At 74.8% G+C, this 25,035-nt stretch carries 20 protein-coding genes; 8 read left to right on the top strand and 12 right to left on the bottom strand.

Annotation, left to right across the window (positions count from 1 at the left end):
- Positions 1-8 precede the first annotated feature (8 nt).
- Positions 9-1,355 carry an EsaB/YukD family protein gene (locus CELGI_RS03865; RefSeq protein ID WP_013882803.1) on the bottom strand — a complete coding sequence of 449 codons (1,347 nt, stop codon included), beginning with the start codon at positions 1,353-1,355 and terminating at the stop codon, positions 9-11.
- A 308-nt stretch (positions 1,356-1,663) separates the two neighbouring features.
- On the opposite strand from CELGI_RS03865, the gene CELGI_RS03860 reads away from it, so the two are divergent.
- The 7 genes from CELGI_RS03860 to CELGI_RS03830 all read left to right on the top strand — a co-directional run bounded on the left by CELGI_RS03860 (position 1,664) and on the right by CELGI_RS03830 (position 6,284).
- Positions 1,664-1,975 (top strand): WXG100 family type VII secretion target, encoded by a 312-nt coding sequence (locus tag CELGI_RS03860; protein ID WP_013882798.1) that lies wholly within the window; start codon positions 1,664-1,666, stop codon positions 1,973-1,975.
- A 13-nt stretch (positions 1,976-1,988) separates the two neighbouring features.
- Positions 1,989-2,273: a WXG100 family type VII secretion target gene (locus tag CELGI_RS03855; RefSeq protein WP_013882802.1), complete on the top strand. Its 285-nt coding sequence runs from the start codon at positions 1,989-1,991 to the stop codon at positions 2,271-2,273.
- A gap of 109 nt (positions 2,274-2,382) precedes the next feature.
- Positions 2,383-2,775, top strand: a complete 393-nt coding sequence (locus CELGI_RS03850; protein ID WP_013882801.1) for a hypothetical protein — start codon at positions 2,383-2,385, stop codon at positions 2,773-2,775.
- The gene (locus CELGI_RS03845; RefSeq protein ID WP_013882800.1) at positions 2,772-4,118 is read left to right on the top strand and encodes a S8 family serine peptidase; all 1,347 of its coding nucleotides are present in this window, start codon (positions 2,772-2,774) and stop codon (positions 4,116-4,118) included. Before CELGI_RS03850 ends, CELGI_RS03845 begins: the two co-directional genes overlap by 4 nt.
- A 2-nt stretch (positions 4,119-4,120) precedes the next feature.
- A complete protein-coding gene (locus tag CELGI_RS17460) occupies positions 4,121-5,443 on the top strand; it encodes a hypothetical protein (RefSeq protein WP_013882799.1) in 1,323 nt (440 codons plus the stop codon).
- A gap of 231 nt (positions 5,444-5,674) precedes the next feature.
- Positions 5,675-5,986 carry a WXG100 family type VII secretion target gene (locus CELGI_RS03835; RefSeq protein WP_013882798.1) on the top strand — a complete coding sequence of 104 codons (312 nt, stop codon included), beginning with the start codon at positions 5,675-5,677 and terminating at the stop codon, positions 5,984-5,986.
- A gap of 13 nt (positions 5,987-5,999) precedes the next feature.
- Positions 6,000-6,284, top strand: coding sequence for a WXG100 family type VII secretion target (locus CELGI_RS03830; RefSeq protein ID WP_013882797.1), 285 nt, complete (start codon positions 6,000-6,002; stop codon positions 6,282-6,284).
- A gap of 124 nt (positions 6,285-6,408) precedes the next feature.
- On the opposite strand, the gene CELGI_RS16290 is transcribed toward CELGI_RS03830, so the two are convergent.
- Both CELGI_RS16290 and CELGI_RS16285 read right to left on the bottom strand, forming a co-directional pair.
- Positions 6,409-7,545, bottom strand: a complete 1,137-nt coding sequence (locus CELGI_RS16290) for an RDD family protein (RefSeq protein WP_013882796.1) — start codon at positions 7,543-7,545, stop codon at positions 6,409-6,411.
- A 55-nt stretch (positions 7,546-7,600) separates the two neighbouring features.
- Positions 7,601-9,016 (bottom strand): hypothetical protein, encoded by a 1,416-nt coding sequence (locus CELGI_RS16285; RefSeq protein WP_013882795.1) that lies wholly within the window; start codon positions 9,014-9,016, stop codon positions 7,601-7,603.
- 142 nt (positions 9,017-9,158) lie between these two features.
- Here CELGI_RS16285 and CELGI_RS03815 point away from each other — a divergent pair, with 142 nt between their 5' ends.
- Positions 9,159-13,127, top strand: coding sequence for a type VII secretion protein EccC (locus CELGI_RS03815; RefSeq protein WP_013882794.1), 3,969 nt, complete (start codon positions 9,159-9,161; stop codon positions 13,125-13,127).
- Positions 13,128-13,244: 117 nt separating this feature from the next.
- Here CELGI_RS03815 and CELGI_RS16280 read toward each other — a convergent pair whose 3' ends face one another.
- The 9 genes from CELGI_RS16280 to nuoH form a co-directional block, all read right to left on the bottom strand.
- A complete protein-coding gene (locus CELGI_RS16280; RefSeq protein ID WP_013882793.1) occupies positions 13,245-15,182 on the bottom strand; it encodes an RDD family protein in 1,938 nt (645 codons plus the stop codon).
- A 154-nt stretch (positions 15,183-15,336) separates the two neighbouring features.
- On the bottom strand, positions 15,337-16,344 hold the full coding sequence (locus CELGI_RS03800; RefSeq protein ID WP_013882792.1) for a polyprenyl synthetase family protein: 1,008 nt from the start codon (positions 16,342-16,344) through the stop codon (positions 15,337-15,339).
- Between the two features lie 97 nt (positions 16,345-16,441).
- Positions 16,442-18,163 carry an NADH-quinone oxidoreductase subunit NuoN gene (nuoN, locus tag CELGI_RS03795; RefSeq protein ID WP_013882791.1) on the bottom strand — a complete coding sequence of 574 codons (1,722 nt, stop codon included), beginning with the start codon at positions 18,161-18,163 and terminating at the stop codon, positions 16,442-16,444.
- Positions 18,160-19,698 carry an NADH-quinone oxidoreductase subunit M gene (locus CELGI_RS03790; protein ID WP_013882790.1) on the bottom strand — a complete coding sequence of 513 codons (1,539 nt, stop codon included), beginning with the start codon at positions 19,696-19,698 and terminating at the stop codon, positions 18,160-18,162. The genes nuoN and CELGI_RS03790 overlap by 4 nt, the downstream gene beginning before the upstream one ends.
- An 8-nt stretch (positions 19,699-19,706) precedes the next feature.
- On the bottom strand, positions 19,707-21,689 hold the full coding sequence (gene nuoL, locus CELGI_RS03785) for an NADH-quinone oxidoreductase subunit L (RefSeq protein ID WP_013882789.1): 1,983 nt from the start codon (positions 21,687-21,689) through the stop codon (positions 19,707-19,709).
- Positions 21,690-21,699: 10 nt separating this feature from the next.
- Positions 21,700-21,999, bottom strand: coding sequence for an NADH-quinone oxidoreductase subunit NuoK (gene nuoK / locus CELGI_RS03780; RefSeq protein WP_013882788.1), 300 nt, complete (start codon positions 21,997-21,999; stop codon positions 21,700-21,702).
- On the bottom strand, positions 21,996-22,862 hold the full coding sequence (locus CELGI_RS03775; protein ID WP_013882787.1) for an NADH-quinone oxidoreductase subunit J: 867 nt from the start codon (positions 22,860-22,862) through the stop codon (positions 21,996-21,998). The genes nuoK and CELGI_RS03775 overlap by 4 nt, the downstream gene beginning before the upstream one ends.
- Positions 22,859-23,662 (bottom strand): NADH-quinone oxidoreductase subunit NuoI, encoded by an 804-nt coding sequence (nuoI, locus tag CELGI_RS03770; RefSeq protein ID WP_013882786.1) that lies wholly within the window; start codon positions 23,660-23,662, stop codon positions 22,859-22,861. The genes CELGI_RS03775 and nuoI overlap by 4 nt, the downstream gene beginning before the upstream one ends.
- The gene (gene nuoH / locus CELGI_RS03765) at positions 23,655-25,034 is read right to left on the bottom strand and encodes an NADH-quinone oxidoreductase subunit NuoH (protein ID WP_013882785.1); all 1,380 of its coding nucleotides are present in this window, start codon (positions 25,032-25,034) and stop codon (positions 23,655-23,657) included. Before nuoH ends, nuoI begins: the two co-directional genes overlap by 8 nt.
- Position 25,035: the final 1 nt, after the last annotated feature.

Genomic DNA, 25,035 nt, shown 5'->3' with positions numbered 1-25,035 from the left:
GGGCCGCGTCAGACCAGCCCGGCTGCGGCCACGCCGAGCGGCAGCAGGACGGCGAGGCCGGTCATCTCGAGCACGTCACCCGCGCGCGCCAGGCCCACGCGGCGACGCGGCGCGACGAGCCCCAGCGCGACGAGCGCCGCCACCGCGACGCCTGCCGCGACGACGAGCCCGGTCCGCCAGGTGGGGTGGACCAGCGCGGCGACGACGAGCGTCAGCGCCAGCCCCGCGACCCCGAGCGCGACCACGACGAAGACGTCGGCACGCGCGTACGACTGCCGGGTCGCGAGCAGCACGCCCACCCAGCCCACGACGACCAGGAGCGTCGCGGGGACGCCGGACGCGACGAGCGTCGGTGTCGCGACGATCGTCAGCAGCCCGACGCACACCCGCAGCGAGAGCTGGACGCGGTAGCCCGTGTCCAGCTGGCGCTGCACGCGGTCGGCGTCGACCGCGACGGGGTCGAGCAGGATCTCCGCGTCGCTGCGCGGCGAGACCACACGCAGCGGCGTGGTCGCCAGCGCGAGCCACGGAACCCCGATGCTCGCGGTCAGCACCACGGCGACGAGCACCGCGAGCACGTGCGCGGGTTCGGCCGGCGCGAGCTCGACCGTCGCCCCCACGACGCCGAGCGCGAGACCCAGCGCCCCCGGGCCCACCGCGACCTCGCGCGCGTCCGGCAGCGCCGCGGCGGCGAGCACCGCGGCCACCGCGAGCCCCGCGCCGGCCGCAGCCGCGGGCCACCCCCAGGACGGTGCGGTCTCACCGAGGGTGAGCCCCGCGACCGCGCCCAGCAGACCGCCGGACAGGACCAGCACGCGTGCCGCGGCCGCATCGCGCCCGACCCGGGCGACGACCGCACCGGCCACCACCGCGAGCAACGCACCGACGGCCGCGACCACGGGCGGCAGCGGCTCGTCGGACGCCGCGCCGAGCAGCAGCAGACCCGTCGCGGCGAGCAGCGCGGCCGCTCCCCACGCCGCACCCAGCGCGCTGTCGTGCGGCGTCCAGGGGCGGAACCGGGTCTCGACCGCGTCCGCGACGGCCTCGACGACGTCGTCGTACACACGCGGCTCCGGGCGCGCGGCACCGACCTCGAGCGTCAGCACCTCGCCGTCCTCGACACCCGAGGCCAGGAGGCTGCGCGCCGGGTCGAGCGGCACGCCCGCCGCGGTGACCAGGTGGTACCCGCCGTAGACCGACCCCGCGTCGAGCACCCCCAGCGCGCGGGCGAGGCCCGGGACGATCTCGACGACCGCGACGTTGCCCGGTGCGCCCAGGTCGATCCGCCGGTCGGCGCTCGACACGGAGATCCGCAGCAGGGTGCCGACCGGGGTCGGCGTGCTCGGATCGGTCATCGGCGTCCTCGGCTGGCTCGTCGGCTGGTCGTCGGTCACGTCGTGCCCGCACGATCGCCCGTGGTCGGGGTGCGCAGGACGTCGGTCAGCATAGTCACGCCCGATCGGGCGGTGCGTCCCGACCTGCGGCGTCCGCCGATCGGGGGAGAGTGGCCCCGGATGGGGCCCAGGACGGTTGCCCGGCAGGACGAAGCCCCACCCCGTCGGTTATGGTTCCGTCGGTTTCGCGGCGTTTCGCCGGGACTGGCGCGTCCCGTCCGGGGCGGGTGAGGCATCGGCCCGCACGGGTCGGGCACGGGGGAGGTGTCATGGCAACAGAGGTCTCCGCAGCAGATGGTGCGATCAAGCAGGGAGCCGACGTCGTCGCACGCACGCGCGGCGAGCTGCAGCGCGAGCTGTCCGCACTCGAGGGCAAGCTGGCCGGGATCGGGTCGCACTGGCAGGGCCAGGGCGCGGTCGCGTTCAACCAGCTGATGGTCCGCTGGCGTGAGGACGCGAACAAGATCGTCTCGGCGCTCAACGAGTTCGAGTCCAACCTGCTGCAGTCGCAGTCGACCTACACCGCGTCCGACGACACCCAGCAGTCCGCGTTCACGCGACTGTCCGGGCGTCTGGGCTGAGAAGGGGAACCCGATGAGCGACCTGAAGGTCAACTTCGGCGGACTGGCCACGGCCGCCGCTGACATCCAGTCCGGCGCCGGCAACATCGAGAGCCGCCTCAACGACATGGACCAGTCCCTGGCGCCCCTGCGCGCGAACTGGTCCGGTGAGGCCTCGACCTCCTACGAGGCAGCCCGCGCCAAGTGGACCACCGCCATCACCGACATGAAGGCCCTGCTGGCCCAGATCGGCCAGGCGGTCACCACGTCCAACGAGGACTACCAGGCCACCGAGCGCGCCAACGCCGCACGCTGGTGACCACCCACCGGGCCGCGGCGAACCGCCGCGGCCCGGTACCGCACCTCCGGCTCAGGTCACCCGGAACGGGTGGCGAACGACGCATCACCACGACTCCAGGGGGAGCCCCATGAGCAGCGGCGTCAGCATCGATGCCGACCTCGTCAAGCAGCAGCTGAACGCGCTGCTCGAGCTGTTCGACCAGCTCGAGAGCGTGCGCACGCGCGCCGCGCGGGTCGAGAGCAACCAGACGGCCGACACCTGGTCGAGGGCGTCCTCCCCCACGTACTTCGCGCAGACCTACGCGAGCCAGCTCGCGGTGTTCTCCGAGAAGCTCGCCGAGCTGCGGACGCGCGTGGAGACCATGCGCGACGAGCTGGACAAGATGGTCGCGAACACCAAGGCGACCGACGAGGACATCCAGGCGCTGTTCGCCCGGCTCGCCGCGCGCCTCGACCCCCTGCCGATGTACGGGCCGTACGCCCCCGGCCACCGGGTGCCGGGCGGCATGGGCATGGCATGACGCGACCTCGCACCCTTCTCGTCGGCGCGCTCGCGTCGGTGCTGGGTGCGTCGCTCGCGGCGCCGGCGCAGGCCGCCACGGACACCGACGACGGCCTGTGGTACTTCACGAAGACCGGTATGGAGCGTCTGCACCGCGAGGCCACGGGCGAGGGTGTCCGGGTCGCGGTGATCGACACCGCGATCCAGACGGACGTCGGCGACCTCGTCGGGACCGACCTCACCGTGCACGAGCCGTCGTTCTGCGCCGACGAGCCGCTGGGCACGGCGATGCCCGCCGTGACGGACTCCTCGGACGCCGCGCACGGCACGACGATGACCTCGCTCGTGATCGGCACCGGCGAGGGAGTCGGCATCCGTGGCGTGGCGCCCGATGCGTCCGTCTCCTTCTACTCGGCGCTCACCGCGCCCGCGGGCGCGCCCGAGGGGAAGTGCTACCCCGAGACGACGGCGTACGGGGGGACCGTGTACGCGGCCGCGATCGACCAGGCCGTGGCCGACGGGGCGGACATCATCTCGATCTCGCTCAGCACCGAGTCCCCCGGCGACGGCGACGCGATCGCACGTGCGCTGCACGCCGGCGTGATCGTCGTCGCCGCGGTCGAGCCCGACGGCGGTCGAGGCTACCCCGCGGCGCACAACGGCGTGGTCGCCGTGAACTCCGTGGGACCCGACGGGAAGCTGTGGGACGGTGCGCCTCCCGGCGCCGACGTCGTCGCGCCCGGCGAGGGCATCCGGCACATCACCGAGGACCTGCGGGGCGCCGAGGAGAAGAACGGCTCGTCGAGCGCCACGGCCTACACGGCGGCGGCCCTCGCGCTCGTGTGGTCGGCCTACCCCGACGCGACGGCCGACCAGATCCTGCAGACGCTGGTCCGCAACACCGAGAGCGAGGACCACGAGCTGTTCCGCGACCCGGAGTACGGGCACGGCCGGGTCAACGTGCGGCACATGCTCGAGAAGGACCCGACGCGCTACCCCGACGAGAACCCGCTGCTGGACCGTCGCGAGCTGAGCGTGCCCACGTACGACGAGGTGCAGGACCCGCCGCCCGCGCCGGGTGCGAGCGCCTCGCCCGAGCCCACCCCGACCCCGGCGGCCCCGGCGACGGAGCCCGCCCCGGCGGTGCCGAGCGCATCCGCGACCGCGGCACCCGCACCCTCGGCCGATGACGGGGCAGGCGTCCCGGTCGCCGCGCTGGGCGCGGGCGGCCTGCTCACGGCAGCCCTCGCCGCCACCGCCGTCGTCCTGGTCCGACGTCGCAGCGCGACGCCCGCGACCGCGTCGACCCACCCGTCATCCGCAGCACCGCCTGACCCGCGACCGCACCCAGGGGAAGAGTGACCATGGAGAACAAGGCTGCACTCGAGCTCGCCAAGACGCTCAGCGCCGACCTGCCCGGTGTCGAGAGCGACGCCGGCGTCCTCGAGGAGCTGTGCACGCCGCTGACGGAGATCAGCGCGACGCTGCGCCGCATGTCGAGCGACCTCGGCATGGAGGGCCTGGCCGCCACGGCCGCCCAGGAGAGCATCGCGCAGGTCGCCCGCGCGATGCTGCACGAGGTCGACGCGCTCAACGCGATGGCGGGCATCGCGGTGCGCGCGGCGGACGTCGTCCGCACCGCCCGCACGCAGTACTGGGACCTGCCCTCGGGCACCCTGAGCAGCGCCGAGCGGCAGAAGTACATCGACAACGGCGCGTCGGCGGGCCTGCCGTACATCGAGCAGGCGCGTGCGCTCGAGCGTGAGCGCGTCGCGCAGGAGGCCGTCACCGCGATGGACACCCAGCTCATGGCGCTCGCCGACGAGCTGACGGCCGCACGCGACGACCAGGACCGCGACGACGTCCCGGGTCCGGGCGGCTCCGACCCCGGCGGCGGCCGGCCGCCGCGCAACGCGCCCACGTTCGGGAGCGGCCCCGGTGGTCCCGGTGGGACGGCGGTGCTCTACCAGCCGCCCGTCGGCGGGCCCGTGGACGAGCCCACCCCGACGCCGCAGCCCCCCACGCCCCCGCCCCCGCCGCTGCCGCCGGAGTGGCCGCCGCCGGAGCCCCCGGAGCCGCCGGAGCCGCCCGTGCCGCCGCAGCCGCCGTGGCCCGAGGACCCGACGGACCCGACGCCCCCGGAGGACACGACGGGCGACGACCGCATCGACTTCGGCACGCCCCGGCCCGGGGACCCCGGGCCGATCGGCGGACCCGTCGGCGGCCCCCAGACCGGGCAGCCGCCCACCGGCACCACCCCCGGTCTGGGCGCGCCGACGCCCCCCGGTGGCGTGTTCGGCGGGGCGCTCGCCGGCGGTGTCGCCGTGGGCGGCGCGGCTCTCGGGGCCGTGGGCAACGCCCGGCTGGGCATGGCCGGTCTCGGCGCCGTGTCCGGGCAGCTGGGTGGCACACCCATGGTCGCGGGTGCGCTCGGCGGACCCGGAGCCGCAGGTGCCGCCGGCGGTGCCGGGGCCCGCGGTGCCGCGGGTGGCGCTATGGCTCCCGGCGGTGGTGCCGCCGGGGGCGCGTCGAAGAAGAAGCGCCGCACGGGTGCGCTCGGCTACCTCGCCCCGGAGCTCGAGGAGGAGGCGACCGCGGCCGACCGCGCCGCCGGGCTCCGCCGCGGCTCCCGGGAGGACGGCCCGGCCGTCACCGCGGTGAGCACGGAGGACGACGAGACCTGGTGACCGTCGGCTGAACCACGTCCACGGGCCCCGCTGCGCACCCGCGCGGCGGGGCCCGTGCCATCCGGGCCCGACGCCCGGCACGCGCATCCACAGCCGACGGCACCACCCCACGCGGTCCCCCGGCGTCGCGTTATGGTTCCGTCGGTTTCGCGGCGTTTCGCCGGGACTGGCGCGTCCCGTCCGGGGCGGGTGAGGCATCGGCCCGCACGGGTCGGGCACGGGGGAGGTGTCATGGCAACAGAGGTCTCCGCAGCAGATGGTGCGATCAAGCAGGGAGCCGACGTCGTCGCACGCACGCGCGGCGAGCTGCAGCGCGAGCTGTCCGCACTCGAGGGCAAGCTGGCCGGGATCGGGTCGCACTGGCAGGGCCAGGGCGCGGTCGCGTTCAACCAGCTGATGGTCCGCTGGCGTGAGGACGCGAACAAGATCGTCTCGGCGCTCAACGAGTTCGAGTCCAACCTGCTGCAGTCGCAGTCGACCTACACCGCGTCCGACGACACCCAGCAGTCCGCGTTCACGCGACTGTCCGGGCGTCTGGGCTGAGAAGGGGAACCCGATGAGCGACCTGAAGGTCAACTTCGGCGGACTGGCCACGGCCGCCGCTGACATCCAGCCCGGCGCCGGCAACATCGAGAGCCGCCTCAACGACATGGACCAGTCGCTGGCGCCCCTGCGCGCGAACTGGTCCGGTGAGGCCTCGACCTCCTACGAGGCAGCCCGCGCCAAGTGGACCACCGCCATCACCGACATGAAGGCCCTGCTGGCCCAGATCGGCCAGGCGGTCACCACGTCCAACGAGGACTACCAGGCCACCGAGCGCGCCAACGCCGCACGCTGGTGACCACCCACCGGGCCGCGGCGGACCGCCGCGGCCCGGTGGCATGCCCGCAGGTCGCGCGAGGCGGGGCCGTGAGCGGGCGAGACCGCACCGCGCGGTGCACGCCGCGGTGTGCGTCCTCCAGGCGTCAGGAGCCGGGCAGCGGGTCGACGAGGACCGAACGGTCGCCGATGCGCACGGTCGCCCCCGCGGGGACGGGCGTCGGCCGGTCCTCGGCGACCACGAGGGTCTGACCGGTCGGCAGGACCACGAGCGTCCCGTTGCCCGAGCCCGCGTCCGCGACCCAGAACCCGCGTCCGTCCACACCGAACCTCGCGTGCGTGCGGGACAGGGAGCGCTCGGGGTCGTCGACCACGACGACGTGGTCGCACCGCTCCCCCGGCCGCGGCCGGGGCGCGCGCCCGATCACGCCAGGACCGCTGACGGTCATGGCCTCGCCCGTGTCGAGCGTCAGCACGTAGGTCCGCGCGACGGCCGGGGCGGGCGCCTGGGTGGTCGCCGGGACGGGGGCGCCGGCGGGCGGCGGGGGCGGCGCCACGGCCGGTGCCACGGCCGGTGCCGCCACGGCGGACGGCTGCGGGCCGGTCGGGATGAACGGTGCGGGTACACCCTGGACGTGCGGTGCGACCGCAGCGCCCGCTCCCCCACGCGGCGCGCGCACGTCGACGACGACGGCCCGCCCCGCGCGGTCGTGCCAGCCCTGGCGCAACGGTCCGCGGTCGAACCCGACCGAACCCACCACGACCAGCTGACCGACGCCGCCCACGGCGTGACCGGCGAGCATCACGAGCGAACGGGCCGCGCCGCGGCCCAGCCCGGGTGCGTACGGCGACTCGGCACGCGCGGCACGCAGCCCGAGCGCGAGGTTGCCGAACGTGCGTCCTGTGCGGGCCTCCCACACCACGATGCCGAGGGCCAGCTCGGCAGCGGCGAGCGCGCCGTAGAAGACGTGACCGGTGGCCACGAGCACACCGCCGGCCACGGCCGCGACCACGGCCGCGTCGATCAGGTAGGCGAGCAGGCGCCGTCCGACGCCGACGGTCGGGGCGCCGTCGAACGCGGCGCCCAGCGCGGGCGCGGGGGCGGGGACCGGGGGCGCGGGGCGGGGTCGGCCGCTGGCCCGTCCGGTGGCCGCGCGCGAACGGCGGGAGGGCTGCGCCTCCACGACGAGCACGGGTGTCACGGGCGCGCCGCACGCGGTGCAGAACCGCGCACCCTCGCGCAGGGGCTGCCCACAGGTGGTGCAGGGCGTCGGCGAGCTCACGGGCGCGCCTCCTCTCGCTGGGACCGTGCGGAGCACGGCACGGGGCCGTGGACCGTCACGAGACGGCCTGCCGGATCGACTCGACCAGGTCGGCGGCGACGACCGCCGCGGGCAGCGCGAGCACGACCGCGAGCCCCTCGCACGCATCCGCCGCGCGCGACGCGACCACGGAGTGCCAGCCGCGCCCGAGCGCCGCACCGACCGCGGTGACGACCAGCGCCAGCAGGATCGCACCGGCCGCGACAGCGACCCGCGCACCCGCGGGCACCGCGACCGACGCCGCCACGAGCACGAGCCCGGCCGCGAGCCTGGGGAGCCACCGCGTCGCCGGGTCGCGCGCCACGCGCGGGACCAGCACGAACGCGACGACGACCGCCGCGACCAGCACGATCGCGGCGATGCCGGCCATGGTCCCCGGCTCGCGGGCGCCGACGACCAGGGGCACGAGCGCCACGGCGAGACCCGTGGCGACCACGACCGCGGTGGTGACGCGCCGCTCGGCGCCCGCGACCGTGCGGGCGACCAGGCGCTCGCTCACGCGACCCAGCGCGCGCGGGCGCGGGTGCCGCACCGAGTCGGCGGTCCGGGACACGCGCGAGACGTCGACCAGCTGCTCGTCGGGGACCGCGAGCGCGAGCCGCGGCGCGACGCGCAGCACCACGGGCGTCAGGCCGAGCAGGAACGCTGCGGCTGCGGTCCCGGGCAGCTCCAGCAGGAGCGCCGCGGTCGTGGTCGACCCGACCACGACGAGCGCGGCGAGGACCACGAGCGCCTCGTCGTCACCGATGCGTGCGGCACGGGCGATCACCGCGCGCACGGCCGAGGCCGTCGTCGCGGCCACGAGCGCGACCGTCCCGGCCAGGCGCACGGTCGCCGCGTCGTCGGGCAGCACGGCCCACGCACCCGCTGCGGCGGCCAGTGCGGGCGCGGCGAACGTCGCGGCCGCGGCGACGGCCGTCGGCGTGGCACCGCCCCGCCGACGCCCCGTCCCGGCCACGACGAGCGACGCGGCCACGAGCGCCACGACGAGCGCGGCGGGCAGCACGGGCGCGAGGTCCGCGTCCCAGCCGGCCAGCGCGACCGCGGGCGCCCCCGTCAGCGCGAGCGTCAGCAGCACGAGGCCCAGCGCGCCCGCGAGCGCGAGCAGCGCCGCACGCGGCCGCGGACGGCGGGCGAGCGCCTCGGCGTCGGCCGCCGGGTCCCGCCGACCGCGCGGCGCGGGCGCGGGCCGCACCACGTGCACCGCGGCGCCGTCGTCGAGCTGGGCGCCCACCGGCAGCGCGAGGTCGAGGCGTCGGCCCGCGGAGTCGAGGACAGCGGTGCCCGGTGCGTCGAGCGGGACGAGCGCCGCACGCAGCGCGTCGGCGAGCGCGACGTCACCGCGCAGCGCCACGTGGCGCTGGTCCGGACCGACGCCGACGACCAGGCGCACCTGCGCGTGCCGGACGCGGGGTGCGGCCGTGGTGGTCACGTCTCGCCCTCCCCTGCGTCGACGGCGTCCAGGAACGGCCACATGCTACGGGTCCGGATCGTCCAGGTCGCGGCCGGTCCGGGTACCGTTGCGGCGTCGTCGGGCCGCCGCCGCCCGTCGCGACGAGCCACCGAGGAGGCCCATGTCGATCGCCGCCGACCGCCGCGAGCCCGCCGGCCCGCCCCCGGTCCCGACCGGTCAGGTCGTCATGCAGCCGCCGCCCGAGCTCCAGCCGTCGGACGGCATGAGCGGCGTGCTGTCGAACATGGTCCCGATGCTCGGCTCGGTCGGGTCGATCGTGTTCATCGCGCTCGCGCAGCCGGGCGGCAAGGGCATGGTCGCGGGCGGCATGTTCCTGGTCGCCTCGCTCGGGTTCGTCGTCGTGAACGGCTGGCGGCAGCGCGCACAGCACCAGGCCTCGGTGATCGGCGCCCGCCGGGAGTACCTCGCCTACCTGGCGGACCTGCGGCGGACGGTGCGCCAGGCGGGGCGCGCGCAGCGCCGTGCCGCGCACTGGTACGCACCCGAGCCGGGTGCGCTCGCCGCGCTCGTCGAGGAGCGGTCACGCGCCTGGGAGCGCACGCCCGACCACCCCGAGTTCCTCCGTGCCCGCATCGGCACGGGTCCGCAGATGCTCGCGCTGCAGCTCGAGGCGCCGCAGACGCCGCCGCTCGCGCAGCTGGACCCGGTGGCCGCGTCGGCCGCGCACCGGTTCCTGGTCACGCACCGCGTGCAGCAGGGCATCCCGCTGTCCGTCGACGTGCGCAGCGCGTCGCGCATCGAGGTCGCGGGCACCGAGCAGGAGGCGCGCGGCCTGGCCCGTGCGATGGTCGCGCAGCTCGCGGCGTTCCACTCGCCCGACCAGCTGCAGATCGCGGTCCTCGCGAGCGACCGTGCGCTGCCCGCGTGGGACTGGGTCAAGTGGCTGCCGCACGCGCACTCGACGCGCGAGCGCGACGCGGTCGGCCCGGCGCGCATGATCGGCACCGCGCTCGCGGACGTCGAGGGGCTGCTGCCCGAGGGCCTGGCCGACCGGCCGCGCTTCGGCCGCGCCGCGCTCAACGCACCCACCCCGCACGTGCTCGTCGTCGTCGACGGCGGGCACGTCCCGGTCGGCAACGGGATCGTCACGCCCGACGGGGTGCTGGGCATCACCGTTCTCGAGCTTCCGGAGCACTGGGAGGACCTCGAGGACCCGCACGTGCTGCGCTTCCTGCTGGGTGCGGCGCTGCCCGACGGCGGCGTCCCCGTCGAGGTGCTGCGCGTCGGCCTCGAGCCCACCCGCCTGCGTGGCGACCAGCTCTCGATCCCCGAGGCCGAGGCTGCCGCGCGGCGCCTGCTGCCGCTGTTCGTGGACGCGGGTCCGCAGCGCGAGGAGGGGCAGGTCTCCTCCGAGCTCGTCGACCTGCTGGGGCTGGGCGACGTGCGGGACCTCGACCTGGCCCAGGCCTGGAAGCCGCGGCTGCCGCGCGACCGCCTCCGCGTCCCGATCGGCCTGACCCCGCAGGGTCAGCCGGTCTCGCTGGACATCAAGGAGTCCGCGCAGCAGGGCATGGGCCCGCACGGGCTCATCATCGGCGCGACCGGCTCGGGCAAGTCCGAGGTGCTGCGCACGCTCGTGCTCGCGCTCGCGCTGACGCACTCGTCCGAGGACCTCAACTTCGTCCTCGTCGACTTCAAGGGCGGGGCGACGTTCGCGGGGATGGCCGACATGCCCCACGTGTCCGCGATCATCACCAACCTCGGCGAGGAGCTCACGCTCGTCGACCGCATGCAGGACGCGCTGCAGGGCGAGATGGTGCGCCGCCAGGAGCTGCTGCGCGCGGCGGGCAACTTCGCCAACGTGGCGGACTACGAGAAGGCGCGGCGCACCGACCGCCCCGACCTCGCCCCGCTGCCGGCGCTGCTCATCGTCGCCGACGAGTTCTCCGAGCTGCTGGCCGCCAAGCCCGAGTTCGTCGACCTGTTCGTCGCGATCGGACGGCTGGGCCGCTCGCTGCAGATGCACCTGCTGCTGTCCAGCCAGCGCCTCGAGGAGGGCCGCCTGCGCGGCCTCGAGTCGCACCTGTCCTACCGGATCGGTCTGCGGACGTTCTCGGCCGCCGAGTCCCGCACCGTGCTGGGCGTGCCGGACGCCTATGAGCTGCCGCCGATCCCCGGCGTGGGGTACCTCAAGCCCGACCCGACGACGATGGTGCAGTTCCGCGCGTCCTACGTCTCCGGCCCGCCGCGTGCGCGCCGCCGTTCCACGGCGGGTCCTGCCGCCGTGGCGACCGGCCGGGCGCGCCTCGAGTCGTTCACCGCGGCACCGGTCCTGGGGCTGACCCCGGGGCGCGACGAGCCCGACGAGCCCGAGACCGTCGACGACGGCGAGAAGCGCGCGACGTTCGACCTCGCGGTCGAGCGCATGAAGGGTCAGGGCCCCGCCGCGCACCAGGTGTGGCTGCCGCCGCTCGTGGTGCCCGAGACGTTCGACACCCTCATGCCCGACCTCGCGGTGGACCCCGCGCTCGGCCTGGTCTCCCCCGGCTGGCGCGCCGCCGGCCCGCTCACGTTCCCGCTCGGCATCGTCGACCGGCCGCTCGAGCAGCGCCGCGAGCACCTCACCATGTCGCTCGCGGGTGCGGGCGGCCACCTGGCCGTGGTGGGCGGGCCGCGCTCGGGCAAGTCCACCGTGCTGCGGTCGGTGGTCACGGGCCTCGCGCTGACGCGGACGCCGCTCGAGACCCAGTTCTACGTGCTCGACTTCGGCGGTGGCACGTTCACGCCGCTCGTCGACCTGCCGCACGTCGCGGGCGTCGCGACGCGTGCCGAGCCCGACGTGGTGCGCCGCGTCGTGGCCGAGGTCGAAGGCATCGTCGACGCGCGTGAGCGGTACTTCCGCGCGCACGGCATCGACTCGATCGAGACGTACCGCACGCGGCGCGCCGAGGGCCGGGTCGACGACGGCTACGGGGACGTGTTCCTCGTCGTCGACGGCTGGTCGACGGTGCGCGCGGAGTTCGACGAGCTCGAGCCCCGCCTGCAGGCCCTCGCGGGCCGCGGTCTGACGTTCGGCATCCACCTCATGGCCGCCGCGAGCCGGTGGATGGACTTCCGCACGCAGATCAAGGACCTGTTCGGCACGCGCCTGGAGATGCGGCTCGGCGACCCGACCGACTCCGAGTTCGACCGCAAGGTCGCCGCGGCCGTCCCGCGCGAGCGCCCGGGCCGCGGTCTGGCCGTCACCAAGCACCACGTCCTGACCGCGCTGCCCCGCGTGGACGGCGACGGCTCGGCGGACACGCTCGGCGCCGGCGTCGCGCACCTGGTGCAGGCCGTGACGCAGGCGTGGCGCGGTGCGCCGCCGCCCAAGCTGCGGCTGCTGCCCGAGGAGGTCACGCTCGCGTCGCTGCGCGAGCGGGTGCCCGACGCCCCGGGCGTGCTCCTGGGCATCGACGAGTCCGCGCTCGCACCCGTGGTGCTCGACCTCACCGAGGAGAACCACCTGTACGCCTACGGCGACTCGGGCGCGGGCAAGTCCGCGCTGCTGCGCCTGGTGGCCGCCGAGGTGCAGCGGCGTCACACGCCGCAGCAGGCGCAGATCATCGCCGTGGACTTCCGTCGCGCGCTGCTGGGCGAGATCCCCGAGGAGTACCTCACCAGCTACCTCACGACGCAGGAGCAGGCGACGGCCGAGCTCGCCGACCTGGCGACCTACCTGCGGGGACGCATGCCCGGCCCGGACGTCACACCGGACCAGCTGCGCGCCCGCTCGTGGTGGTCGGGAGCCGACGTCTACGTCCTGGTCGACGACTACGACCTGGTCGCGACGTCCTCGGGCAACCCCATGACCGCACTCGTCCCGCTGCTCGCCCAGGCCGGCGACGTCGGCCTGCACCTGGTCCTGACGCGACGCACGGGTGGCGCCTCACGCGCGATGTTCGACCCGGTGCTGCAGGGCCTGCGGGACCTCGCCGCACCCGGTCTGGTCATGTCCGGCAGCCCCGACGAGGGTGCGCTGGTCGGTGGCGTCCGGCCCGCTCCCGCCGTACCGGGCCGTGCTCGCCTCGTCACGCGCGACGCCGGCGTGCAGGTGGTGCAGATGGCCTGGACCCCGCCCACGACCTGACCCGTCACCGGGCCGCCGGTCCCGTCGCGCAGCACGGGCGCACGGACGACGACGTCGCGGGCAGCGTGCGGCCTGCCCGCGCGTCGGAGCGGCGGTCTGCCGGCGCGACCGTGCGCGTCAGCGGCGTTCGACGACGACCGTGCGGTCGCCGAAGCGCACCGACCAGCCCGGGCCGACCGTGGCGCGCGCACCCGCAGGGAGCGTCGCGGCGCTGCCGTCGGGCCGCACCACCACCGAGCCGTTGGTCGAGCCACGGTCGATGACCCACAGCTCGTCGGGGTGATCCGTCGGACCGAACGCCAGGTGCACCTTGGACACCGACCGCGCGGGGTCGTCGATCGCGACGACGTGGTCGATGCCGGGGGCCGCCTGCGGCGCCCGGCCGACGACACCCTCACCGACGACGTCGACGCGCTCGCCCGTGTCGAACACGAGCCGCAGCCCGCGCACGCCCGGCTGGGCGTCGAGCGTCTCGGGCTCGCGCATGCGCGTCAGCTCGAGCTCGTCGAGGTCCTCGACGAGGTCCCGGCGCACGGGCGGCGCCGGCGGCGTCACGGGTCCGGAGGTGAGGCGCGGCTCCCCGACGACGTCGGACGGCGCGGGCACGTCACCCGCACCCGCGAGGGCACCACCCGTCGGCGCCCCACCCGAGCCGGGGAAGCCGGTGATGAGTCGCGCGTCGGGTGCGGCGGGGCCCGTGGGCCGGCCCGTGCCGACGCCGGGCGGCAGGGGCACCAGGCTGATGACGGGTGCGGCAGGCAGGGGCGCGGTCACGACCGGCTCCGAGGGCGGCGCGTCGGCGACAGCGCCGGTGCGGGCCCGGGGCTCGGCGGCGGGTGCCGGGGGCACGGGCGGCGCGGGCGCGAGGGCGGGCACCGGCGGCGCGGGCGGCGGCGGGACGGCGCTCCCGGGTGCGGCACCCAGGGGCGTCCCGGGCGCGGGCGGGACCGGGACGGCGGGCGCCGGCGCGGGCGGTACCGGCGCCGGGGCGGGCGGCACGGGCGCGGGCGGGACCGGGGCGGGCGGCACCGGGGCGGGCGGCACCGGGGCGGGCGAAACGGGAGCGGGCGGGACGGGAGCGGGCGGGACGGGAGCGGGCGGCAGCGGGGCGGGCGGCACGGCGCCGCCCACGGCGCGCGCGACGGCGTGGTCCCACGCGGCGTCCGGGTCCGCGCTGCGTGCGACGCCCGTGGCCCCCGCCCGCAGCACGAGCGTGCCCGCGACGCGGTCGTGCCAGCCGCGCTGCGCGGGCGTCTTGTCGAACGCGCCCGAGGCGACGACGACCCACTGGCCGACGTAGCACGCGACGGCGCCGAGCCCCACGATCAGCTGCCGCAGGAAGATCGCCAGGAAGCCCGCGGGGCGGCCCGTGCGCACGGACACCGTGCGGATGCCCAGCAGCCACCCGCCGAGCGTCGCGCCCGTACGCGCCTCGCTGATCCACAGCGCGAGCCCACCGAGCCCGCCGAGCGCGGCAGGCAGGAACGAGACGATCCCCGCGGTCGCCGACACGTCACCGGGCGCGGGCGTGCCCACGGTGAGGGAGGCGATCAGCACGCCCAGGCCCGCGACGAGCGCGAGGGCGACCACGTCGATCGCGAACGCACCGACGCGCGTCCCGACCGGGGCGACGCGGCCCGGCACCACCGGGAACGTGTCGGCCGGCCGCACGGGTGCCGCGAACACGGGCGGGACGTCGGCGTGCACGGCGGGCGGCGAGGGCGGGGGCGGCGGTGCCAGCCCCGGGCCGTCGGGCTCGTGCGCGACCGCCGGGGCGGCCTGGTCGTCGGCGCCCGGCACGGACGGCACGGACGGTGCGGACGGCGGAGCGGACGCGAGGTGCGCGGGCACCGCGGGGACGAACGGCGCGGGCGGCTGGGGCGCGACGCCCGCGGGGAGCGGCGCCGATGTGGTGCCCGGCAGCGGGGGCGACGAGGAGATTGCACCGGGCGGCGGCACGGGTCCGGTCTGCGAGGCACGCGCGCCGCACTCGGCGCAGAACATCGCACCGACCTCGAGCTCCGCCCCGCACGTGCTGCACGTCCTTGCGCCCACCGGTACCCCTCCCTCGCGCCGACGGCCGCGGTCACTGGCCTGAATCGTGCCAGACGTGCACCCGGTCGCCGTCGCGCGTTCACCCGTCAGGGCCAGCGGATCGTCCGTGACCTGCATGACACGCCGACGACACGCGGGCGGCGACCGCGCGGGCTCAGGTCGCGCGGTCGACCAGCGCGTCGGCGAACGACACGAGCGCATCCTTGACCGGGCCGTCCGGCAGCGGCGCGAGCTCGGCGACCGCGGTGCGCGCCAGGTCCACGGCGCGCGCGCGGGTCTGCTCGACGACGACGTGCGCGCGCAGCTCGGCGACCACGTCCGCCAGGTCCGCGTCCGAGGACAGGTCCCCGTCGAGCCGCGCGAGCAGCGCGTGGTCCGCGGGGGTCGCGTCCGGGCCGGCGCAGCGCGCGCGCAGCAGCAGCGTGGGCATCGTCGGCACGTGCTCGCGCAGGTCCGTGCCCGTGGTCTTGCCGGTGAGCGAACCGTCCGAGGTCAGGTCGATGACGTCGTCGGCGAGCTGGAACGCCACGCCGATGCGCTCGCCGAACGCCGTCACGACGTCGACCGTGCGGGGCGGGCAGCCGGCGAACATCGCACCGAGGCGCGCGGACGTCGCGATCAGGGACGCGGTCTTGTCCGCGAGCACCTGGAGGTAGTGCTCCACGGCGTCGTCGCCGGGCTGCGGGCCCACCGTCTCGTGCAGCTGGCCCAGGCACAGGCGCTCGAACGTCCGGGCCTGGATCCGCACCGCCTCGGGGCCGAGACCGGCCACGGTGGTGGACGCCCGCGCGAACAGCAGGTCGCCCGTGAGGATCGCGACCGAGTTGCCCCACACCTCGTGCGCCGAGGGCGCACCGCGGCGCAGCGGCGCCGAGTCCATCACGTCGTCGTGGTAGAGCGTCGCCAGGTGGGTCAGCTCGACCACCACCGCGGCGTCGATCACCTCACGCCGGGCTCCGTCGCCCAGCTCGGCGACGAGCAGCGCGAGCATCGGGCGCAGTCGCTTGCCGCCCGCGTTCACGAGGTGCCGCGACGCGTCGTCGGCGAGCGCGTCCGCGTGGGCCACGGCGTCGCGCAGCGCCTCCTCCACGAGGGACAGGCGCGCGGTCAGCCGCTCGGAGAGGGCGTGGTCGGCCAGGGGGATGGCCGCGGTCGAAGTCACGGGACGAACCTATCCCGACGCGCACGCTGCCACCGCACGTGCCGGTGTGACGCGGACCGCGGCGCCGGTGCGCGCCGAGCCGGCCGGCGCGCACCGGTCACGGCAGGAACTGCGCGACGTCGCCGATGAGGTCGAGCACCGGCGTGGGGAACACGCCGAGGACGACCGTGAGGATCGCGCACACGCCGATCGCGACGACCGCGAGCCCCTCGGACGGGACGACCGTCGTCGTGGTGGTCGGCGCGGGCACCGCGACGAGCGTCGCGACCGCCGAGCCGTCGGGTGCGACCGCCACGTCGATCTCCTCGACCGGCGAGACCGGCTCGGCCGGCGACGCGCCGGCCGCCTCGTCGTCGGCCGCCGTCACCGCGGGCGCCTCGGCCGGGTCCGTGAAGTACATCAGGACGATGATGCGCACGTAGAAGAACGCGGCCGCGGCCGAGCTCAGCACGCCGACGAGCGCGAGCGGCCACGCGCCGCCGTCGACGGCTGCGGAGAACACCGCGAACTTGCCGATGAACCCCGCGGTGAGCGGGATGCCCGCGAAGGACAGCAGGAACAGCGCGAAGACCGCGGCGAGCCCGGGGTGGGTACGGCCCAGCCCGGCCCACTGCGACAGGTGCGTCGCCTCCCCCAGCACCGACGTGCGCGGGTCGTCGTCGTCGGCGCCCGAACGCTCGCGGACGAGCCACACGACGCCGAACGCGCCGACCGTCGCCACGCCGTAGACCAGCAGGTAGAACAGCACGGCGCTGATGCCCGAGCCCTCGAGCGCGACGATGCCCGTGAGCACGAACCCCGCGTGCGCGATCGAGGAGTACGCGAGCACGCGCTTGATGTCCGTCTGGACGAGCGCGACGACCGTGCCGACCACCATGGTCGCGATCGCGACGGTCCACATGACCGCGTCGAGGTCCCACTGCAGGCCCGGGACGACGGTGTAGTAGAAGCGCAGCAGCGCGCCGAACGCCGCGACCTTGGTGCACGCGGCCATGAACCCCGTGATGGGGGTCGGCGCGCCCTGGTAGACGTCGGGCGTCCACATGTGGAACGGGACCGCGCCGACCTTGAACAGCAGACCCGCGAGCACCAGGACCGTGCCGACCAGCAGCAGCGAGTCCAGGCCCGACGGCGTGGCCGTGGCCTGCGCGATCTCCGAGAAGCGCAGCGACCCGCTGTACCCGTAGACGAGCGCGACCCCGAAGATCATGAGCGCCGAGGCGAACGCCCCGAGCAGGAAGTACTTGAGCGAGGCCTCCTGCGACAGGAGCCGCCTGCGCCGCGCCATGCCCGTGAGCAGGTACAGCGGCAGCGAGAGCACCTCGAGCGCGACGAACAGCGTGAGCAGGTCCGCGGTCGCCGGGAAGATGAGCATGCCGCCCGCGGCGAACAGCACCAGCGGGTAGACCTCCGTCTGCGTGAGCCCGCGGCGGCGCGCGACCTCCTCGTAGTCCGAGCCGGGGACCGAGGCGGCCGTGGGCGCGAACGCGTCCTCCCCCGTCGCGGTGCGGTCGGCGATGACCAGCACGGACAGGAGCGTCAGCACCGCGATCACGCCCTGCAGCACGAGCGTCGGGCCGTCGACGACGAGCGAGCCGCCCAGCACGTCGGTGCCACCGTCCTCGGCGACGCCGGACCACAGTGCCGCGACCGCGATGATCGCACCGACGGGCGCAGCGAACGCGAGCACCAGCTGCGTGCCGCGCCGCGCCCGCTCGGGCACGAACGCCTCGACCAGGACGCCGAGCACCGCGGCGCCGAGCATGACGACGACGGGGGTCAGCGCGCCCCAGGCGATCTCGGGTGCCGTGAAGCTCACTGGTCGCTCCCTTCGGTGACGAGCGCGGGCACGTCGTCGACGCCCACCTGCTCGAGCGTGACGCCCGCGGGCGGTCGGACGAGGTCGAGCGCGGGCCCGGGGACGAACCCGAGGACGAGCATCGCGGCGATCAGCGGCGCGACCGCCCAGCGCTCGGTGGGTCGCGCGTCGGGCAGGTCGGCCGGCTCGTCGCGCGGCGGACCCGTGAAGATCCGCTGGTAGGTCCACAGCACGTAGATCGCCGCGAGCACCACGCCGAGCGTCGCGACGACGGCCGCGGCCGTGTGCCGCTCGAACGTCCCGACGATGACCATGAACTCGGAGACGAACGTCGACAGGCCGGGCAGCGACAGCGCCGACAGACCCGCGACCAGGAACAGCCCCGCGATCACCGGCACCACGCGCTGCAGCCCGCCGAAGTCGGCGATCTGCTGCGATCCGCGCCGCGCCACCAGGAACCCGGCCACCAGGAACAGCGCCCCGGTGGAGAGGCCGTGGTTGACCATGTAGAACGACGAGCCCGCGACCGACGTGGACGTGAACGCGAAGATGCCCAGCACGATGAAGCCGAAGTGCGACACCGACGTGTAGGCGATGAGCCGCATCAGGTCCTTCTGGCCGATGGCCAGGAGGGCGCCGTACAGGATCGAGACCACCGCGAGCACGATGACCACGGGAGCCGCCCACCGCGACGCGTTCGGGAACAGCGGCAGGCACAGCGTGAGCATGCCGAACGTGCCGACCTTGTCGAGGATGCCGACCAGCAGCGTGGAGGTGCCCGCGGGAGCCTGCTCCGCGGCGTCGGGGAGCCACGTGTGCACCGGGAACATGGGCGCCTTGATCGCGAACGCGACGAAGAACGCCAGGAACAGCCACTTCTCGGTGGTGGGCGCCAGGTCCGCGCCCACGAGGTTCGCCGTGAGGAAGCCGTCCGGGCCGCCGGGGCCCTGCAGGTACAGCGCGATCACGCCGACGAGCATGATCAGGCCGCCCGCGAGCGAGAACAGCAGGAACTTCACCGCGGCGTAGCGCCGGCCCGCTCCCCCGAACCCGCCGATCATGAAGTAGACGGGGATGAGCATGGCCTCGAACAGCACGTAGAACAGGAACACGTCCCGCGCGGCGAACACCGCGACGATGAACGCCTCGAGCACGATCGCGAGCGCCAGGTACCGACGCAGCGCGTCGGAGGACCCGGTGGCCGAGCCCTGCTCACGCCACGCGGCGAGCACCACGAGCGGGACCAGCAGCACCGACATGAGGATCAGCGCGAGACCGACGCCGTCGACGCCGACCGCGTAGGAGGCGCCGATCGCGGGGATCCACCGGTGCGTCTCGACCAGCTGCACCGTGCCGGCGTCGGCGGTGTCGAACGCCGTCAGCGCGAGCACGCCGAGCACGAGCTCGACGAGCGCGACACCGAGCGCGATCACGCGTGCGTGCGGGCGCAGCGCGCGCGGCGCGCACCACAGCAGCAGCGCGCCGAGCACCGGCCACGCGATGAGCGTGGTCAGCCAGGGGAAGTCGGGCGACATCGCTCTCCTCAGCTCTGCAGGGCCAGCACGACGACGAGGAGGACCACGAGTCCCCCGAGCATCGTCGCGGCGTAGGTGCGGACGTAGCCGGTCTGCGTGCGGCGCAGCAGGCTGCCGAGCCCGACGGTGGTGTGGGCGAGGCCCTTGGCGCCGCCGTCGACGACCGCGTGGTCGGCGTAGACCAGCGACCGCGTCAGGTGCCGGCCGGGCTCCACGAGCGCGGCGTCGTTCACGGCGTCCTGGTACAGGTCCACGCGTGCCGCACGCGTCAGCGCGGTGCCGAGCGGCGGGACCACGGGCACGGTCGAGACCGCGTAGCGGCGCCACGCGATCACCAGGCCCGCCGCGACGACCGCGAGCGTGAGACCGATGAGGACGCCCGCGGGGAGCACGGGCTCGTGGTGCTCGGCGTGCCCCGTGACGGGCTCGAGCCAGCCGACGAACCGGTCGCCGATCGCGAGCACCAGGCCGAGGCCGACCGAGCCGACCGCGAGGATGATCATCGGCCAGGTCATGAGCGCCGGGGACTCGTGCGGGTGCTGCTCGGAGCCGTCCTTGCGCGTCGACCAGCGACGTTCGCCCTCGAACGTCATGAAGAAGAGCCGCGACATGTAGAACGACGTGATGCCGGCACCAAGCAGCGCGACCGTGCCGAACAGCCACGCGCGCCACTCCTGCCCGTCGAGCGGCACGAACGCGGCCTCGATGATCTTGTCCTTGGAGAAGAACCCGGCGAACGGCGGCACGCCCAGGATCGCGAGCCAGCCCATCATGAACGTCAGCCAGGTGATCTTCATGTAGCGCGCGAGCCCGCCGAACCGGCGCATGTCCACCTGGTCGTCCATGCCGTGCATCACCGAGCCGGCGCCCAGGAACATGCCGGCCTTGAAGAAGCCGTGCGTGACCAGGTGGAAGATCGCGAACGCGTAGCCGATCGGGCCGAGCCCGGCGGCGAGCACCATGTAGCCGATCTGCGACATGGTCGACGCGGCGAGCGCCTTCTTGATGTCGTCCTTCGCGCAGCCCACGATCGCCCCGAACAGCAGCGTGATCGCGCCGACGACCACCACGACGAGCTGCGCGGTGGGTGCGGCCTCGAACACGCCGCCCGAGCGCACGATCAGGTACACGCCCGCGGTGACCATGGTCGCGGCGTGGATGAGCGCCGAGACCGGCGTCGGGCCGGCCATCGCGTCACCGAGCCAGGACTGCAGCGGGAACTGCGCCGACTTGCCGCACGCCGCCAGGAGCAGCATGAGCCCGATCGCGGTGAGCGTGCCCTCGCTCGCGTGCGCACCCGGGTCCGCGAGCACGGTCGCGAAGTCGAGCGCGCCGAACTGCGCGAACATCAGCCCCATCGCGACCAGCAGGCCCACGTCGCCCACGCGGTTCGCGACGAACGCCTTCTTGGCCGCGACCGCGTACGGCGTGTGGTGGTTCCAGAACCCGATCAGCAGGTAGGACGCGAGGCCCACGCCCTCCCAGCCGACGAACAGCAGCAGGAACGAGTCGGCCAGGACGAGCACGAGCATCGCCGCGACGAACAGGTTGAGGTAGGCGAAGAACCGCCGCCGGTCCCGGTCGTGGTCCATGTAGGCCACGGAGTACACGTGGATGAGCGTGCCGACGAACGTCACGAGCAGCACGAACGTCAGCGACAGAGGGTCCAGCCGGAGCCCCGCGTCGACGTGCAGCGAGCCCGTGTCGAGCCAGGTGCCCAGGTGCACGTCGAGCACGCGGTCCTCGGCGGGGCGGCTCACGACGCGCAGGAACGTCAGCAGCCCGACGACGAACGCACCGGCGGAGGCCAGGACGCCCAGCCAGTGACCCCAGCGGTCGGCGCGGCGGCCGAGCAGCAGCAGGACCGCGGCGGATGCGAGTGGCAGCCCGACCAGGAGCGGCGCGGCGGCGAAGATGCCGCCGGACACCGCCTGGGCGGCGGGCTCGAGGGACTCGGCGGGGAGCCCTCCGAGCGAGATCAGGGTGTGCACGCGCGCTCCCTCAGCTCTTCAGCAGGTTCACGTCGTCGACCGAGGCCGACCGGCGGGTACGGAAGATCGCCACGATGATCGCGAGTCCCACGACGACCTCGGCGGCGGCCACGACCATCACGAAGAACGCGAGGACCTGGCCCTCGAGCGAGCCGTGGAGGCGCGAGAACGTCACGAGCGCGAGGTTCGTCGCGTTGAGCATGAGCTCGATGCCCATGAACGCGATGATCGCCTGCCGGCGCAGCAGCACCGTGGCGGCGCCGACGGAGAACAGGATCCCCGAGAGCACCAGGTAGTGGGTGAGCGTCACCGGGGCTCCTCCGTCTCGTCGGCAGCCGCTGCGGGCGGCGGCTCGACCGGCGCGCGGTCCCCGGCGGAGCCGCCGGCGAGCACGCGGTCGATGCGCGCGGCGTACTCCGCCGCGTCGGCCTCCTGTCCGCGCACGCGCAGCACGCGCGGCACGGAGGACTCGATGGGCTGCCCGTACGGGTCGAGCGCCGGCACGTCCATCGCGTTGTGCTTGGCGTAGACACCCGGTGCGGGCAGCGGCGCCAGATGGCCACCGGCCTTGACGCGCGCGTCGGCGCGCTCGCGCTGACCGAGGCGCGGCGTGAGGCGGCGGCGGTGCGTGAGCACCAGCGCACCCAGTGCGGCGGTCACCAGCAGCGCTCCCACCACCTCCATGGCGAACACGTACTCGCCGAAGATGAGGTGCGCGATGCCGCGCGTGTTGGTGTCCGAGTTGGCGCTGCCCAGGCCCGCGGGGTCGGGGTAGGTGGCGGTGCCGATGACGCCCGCGACCACGACCACGAGCCCCAGCCCGGCGAGCCAGCCGATCCAACGCTGACCGCGGATGGTCTCGACGAGCGAGTCGGCCGCGCCGACGCCCACGAGCATCAGCACGAACAGGAACAGCATCATGATCGCGCCGGTGTAGACGACCACCTGGACCACGCCCAGGAAGACCGCGCCCTGCGCGACGTACAGGAACGCCAGGCACACCATCACCAGGATGACCGAGAGCGCGGCGTGCACCGCTTTGCGCGCGAACAGCAGCCCCAGCGAGGCCAGCACCATCACGGGCGCGAGCACCCAGAACAGCACGGCCTCGCCCGTGCTCGCATCACCCGCGGCGTCGACCGCCTGCGGCAGCAGCTGCGTCAGCCCCGTCACCGCGCACCGCCCTGGCGGTGCGCGCCCGCGACGTGCTCGGCCATGCGCGCGGCCGTGGGGCCGGGCACGTTGGCCGCGGCGAGCCCTGCGCCCTCGGGCAGCGTCGAGTCGTCGGGCCGGTGCTCACGCACCCACTCGACCTGCTCGGCCGTGGCCGCGCCCACCTCGCCGCGGTAGTACTGCGTCGCCGTGGTGCCCTCGGCCATCGGGTGCGGGCCCGCGACCATGCCGTCGCGCAGCGGGCCCAGCAGGTCCTGCTTCTCGTAGATCATCCCGGCGCGCGTGGGACCGGCGAGCTCGTACTCGTTGGTCATCGTGAGCGCGCGCGTCGGGCACGCTTCGATGCAGAGCCCGCAGAAGATGCAGCGCAGGTAGTTGATCTGGTAGACGCGGCCGTACCGCTCGCCCGGGGAGAACTGCGCCTCGGGCGTGTTGTCGGCGCCCTCGACGTAGATCGCGTCGGCGGGGCACGCCCAGGCGCACAGCTCGCAGCCGATGCACTTCTCGAGCCCGTCCGCGTAGCGGTTGAGCTGGTGGCGGCCGTGGTAGCGCGGCTTGGTCGGGACCGTCTCGCGCGGGTACTGCTCGGTGACGGTCTTGCGGAACATGTTGGACAGCGTGACGCCGAACCCGCCCACGGGGGCGAGGAGCGCGCGCAGGCCGGTCGACTGCGGGATCAGCGACTCGTACGGCGCGGGCGCGGGCGCGCCGACCTCGCCGCCGCGCTGCTGCGGGGCCACGGCGCCGCCCGGCGCTACGGGCTGCTGCGGGGCCGGGGGCGTGGTGCCGGACTCAGCCACCGGGCACCTCCTTCGGGTCGGTCGGGGCGGAGACGGCGGTCACTGCGGGGACGTCCGCCGCCTCGTCGGGCGCGGGCGCACCGGCCGGGACGCGCGCACGACGCGGCGACGGCGGGAGCACCTGGCCCGGCAGCGGCGGCACCGGGTAGCCGTCCGCGAAGGCGTCGAGCACCTGCGGCGGCCCGGCCGGCTCCTGCGTCGTCTTCTCGGGGACGAACATCGAGACGACCACGCCCAGCACGACGACGCCCGCGAGCACGAGAAGCACCGTGGTGAGCTCGACGTCGGCGAACTCGGGGAACGTGCGCAGACCCTGCACGGCCGAGACGCACACCAGCCACACGAGCGCGGCGGGGACCAGCACCTTCCAGCCGAGCTTCATGAACTGGTCGTACCGGAAGCGCAGCACCGAGCCGCGGACCCAGACGAAGAAGAACATCACGGCCCACAGCTTGGCCAGGAACCACAGCACGGGCCACCAGCCCTGCTGCAGGAAGTGGTCCGCCGGGATGAACGGCGCGCGCCAGCCCCCGAGGAACAGCGTCGTGGCCACCGCCGAGACGTTGAGCATGTTGATGTACTCCGCCAGGAAGAACCAGGCGAACTTCATCGACGAGTACTCCGTCATGTAGCCGGAGACCAGCTCACCCTCGGCCTCGGGCAGGTCGAACGGCAGGCGGTTGGTCTCGCCCACCATCGACACGACGTAGATGACGAACGCGGGCAGCAGCGGCAGGAACCACCACAGCCGCGTCTGCGAGGAGACGATCTCGGACGTCGACATCGAGCCCGCCATGACGAACACGCTGACCAGCGACAGCCCCATCGCGAGCTCGTAGCTGATGACCTGGGCCGTCGAGCGCACGCCGCCGAGCAGCGGGTAGGTCGAGTTCGACGACCAGCCGCCGAGCACGATCCCGTACACGCCCACGGACGCGCACGCCAGGATGTACAGCACCGCCACCGGGAAGTCCGTGAGCTGCAGCGGCGTCTCGATGCCGAAGATGTTGACCGACGGGCCGAGCGGGATGACCGCGAACGTCAGCAGCGAGCAGAACACCGCGATCATCGGCGCGACGATGTAGACCACCTTGTCCGCGGCCTTGACCGTCATGTCCTCCTTGAACAGGAGCTTCATGGCGTCCGCGAGCGACTGCAGCAGACCGAACGGTCCGTGCACGTTGGGGCCGGGCCGCACCTGCATGCGCGCGACGACCTTGCGCTCGAACCAGATCGCGAACAGCACGCTGGTCAGCAGGAACACGATGATGGCGACGGCCTTGATCAGCCAGATCCACCAGGTGTCCTCGCTGAAGTCCGCGGCGACCCCCGGCTGCGGCGCGGTGAGCAGCTGCACGGGCAGCACGGGCATC

It is taken from the genome of Cellulomonas gilvus ATCC 13127, from assembly GCF_000218545.1.
GTDB lineage: Bacteria > Actinomycetota > Actinomycetes > Actinomycetales > Cellulomonadaceae > Cellulomonas > Cellulomonas gilvus.
Note: the sequence above shows the minus strand (reverse complement) of the source record. Positions and strands in the feature narration are given on the sequence as shown.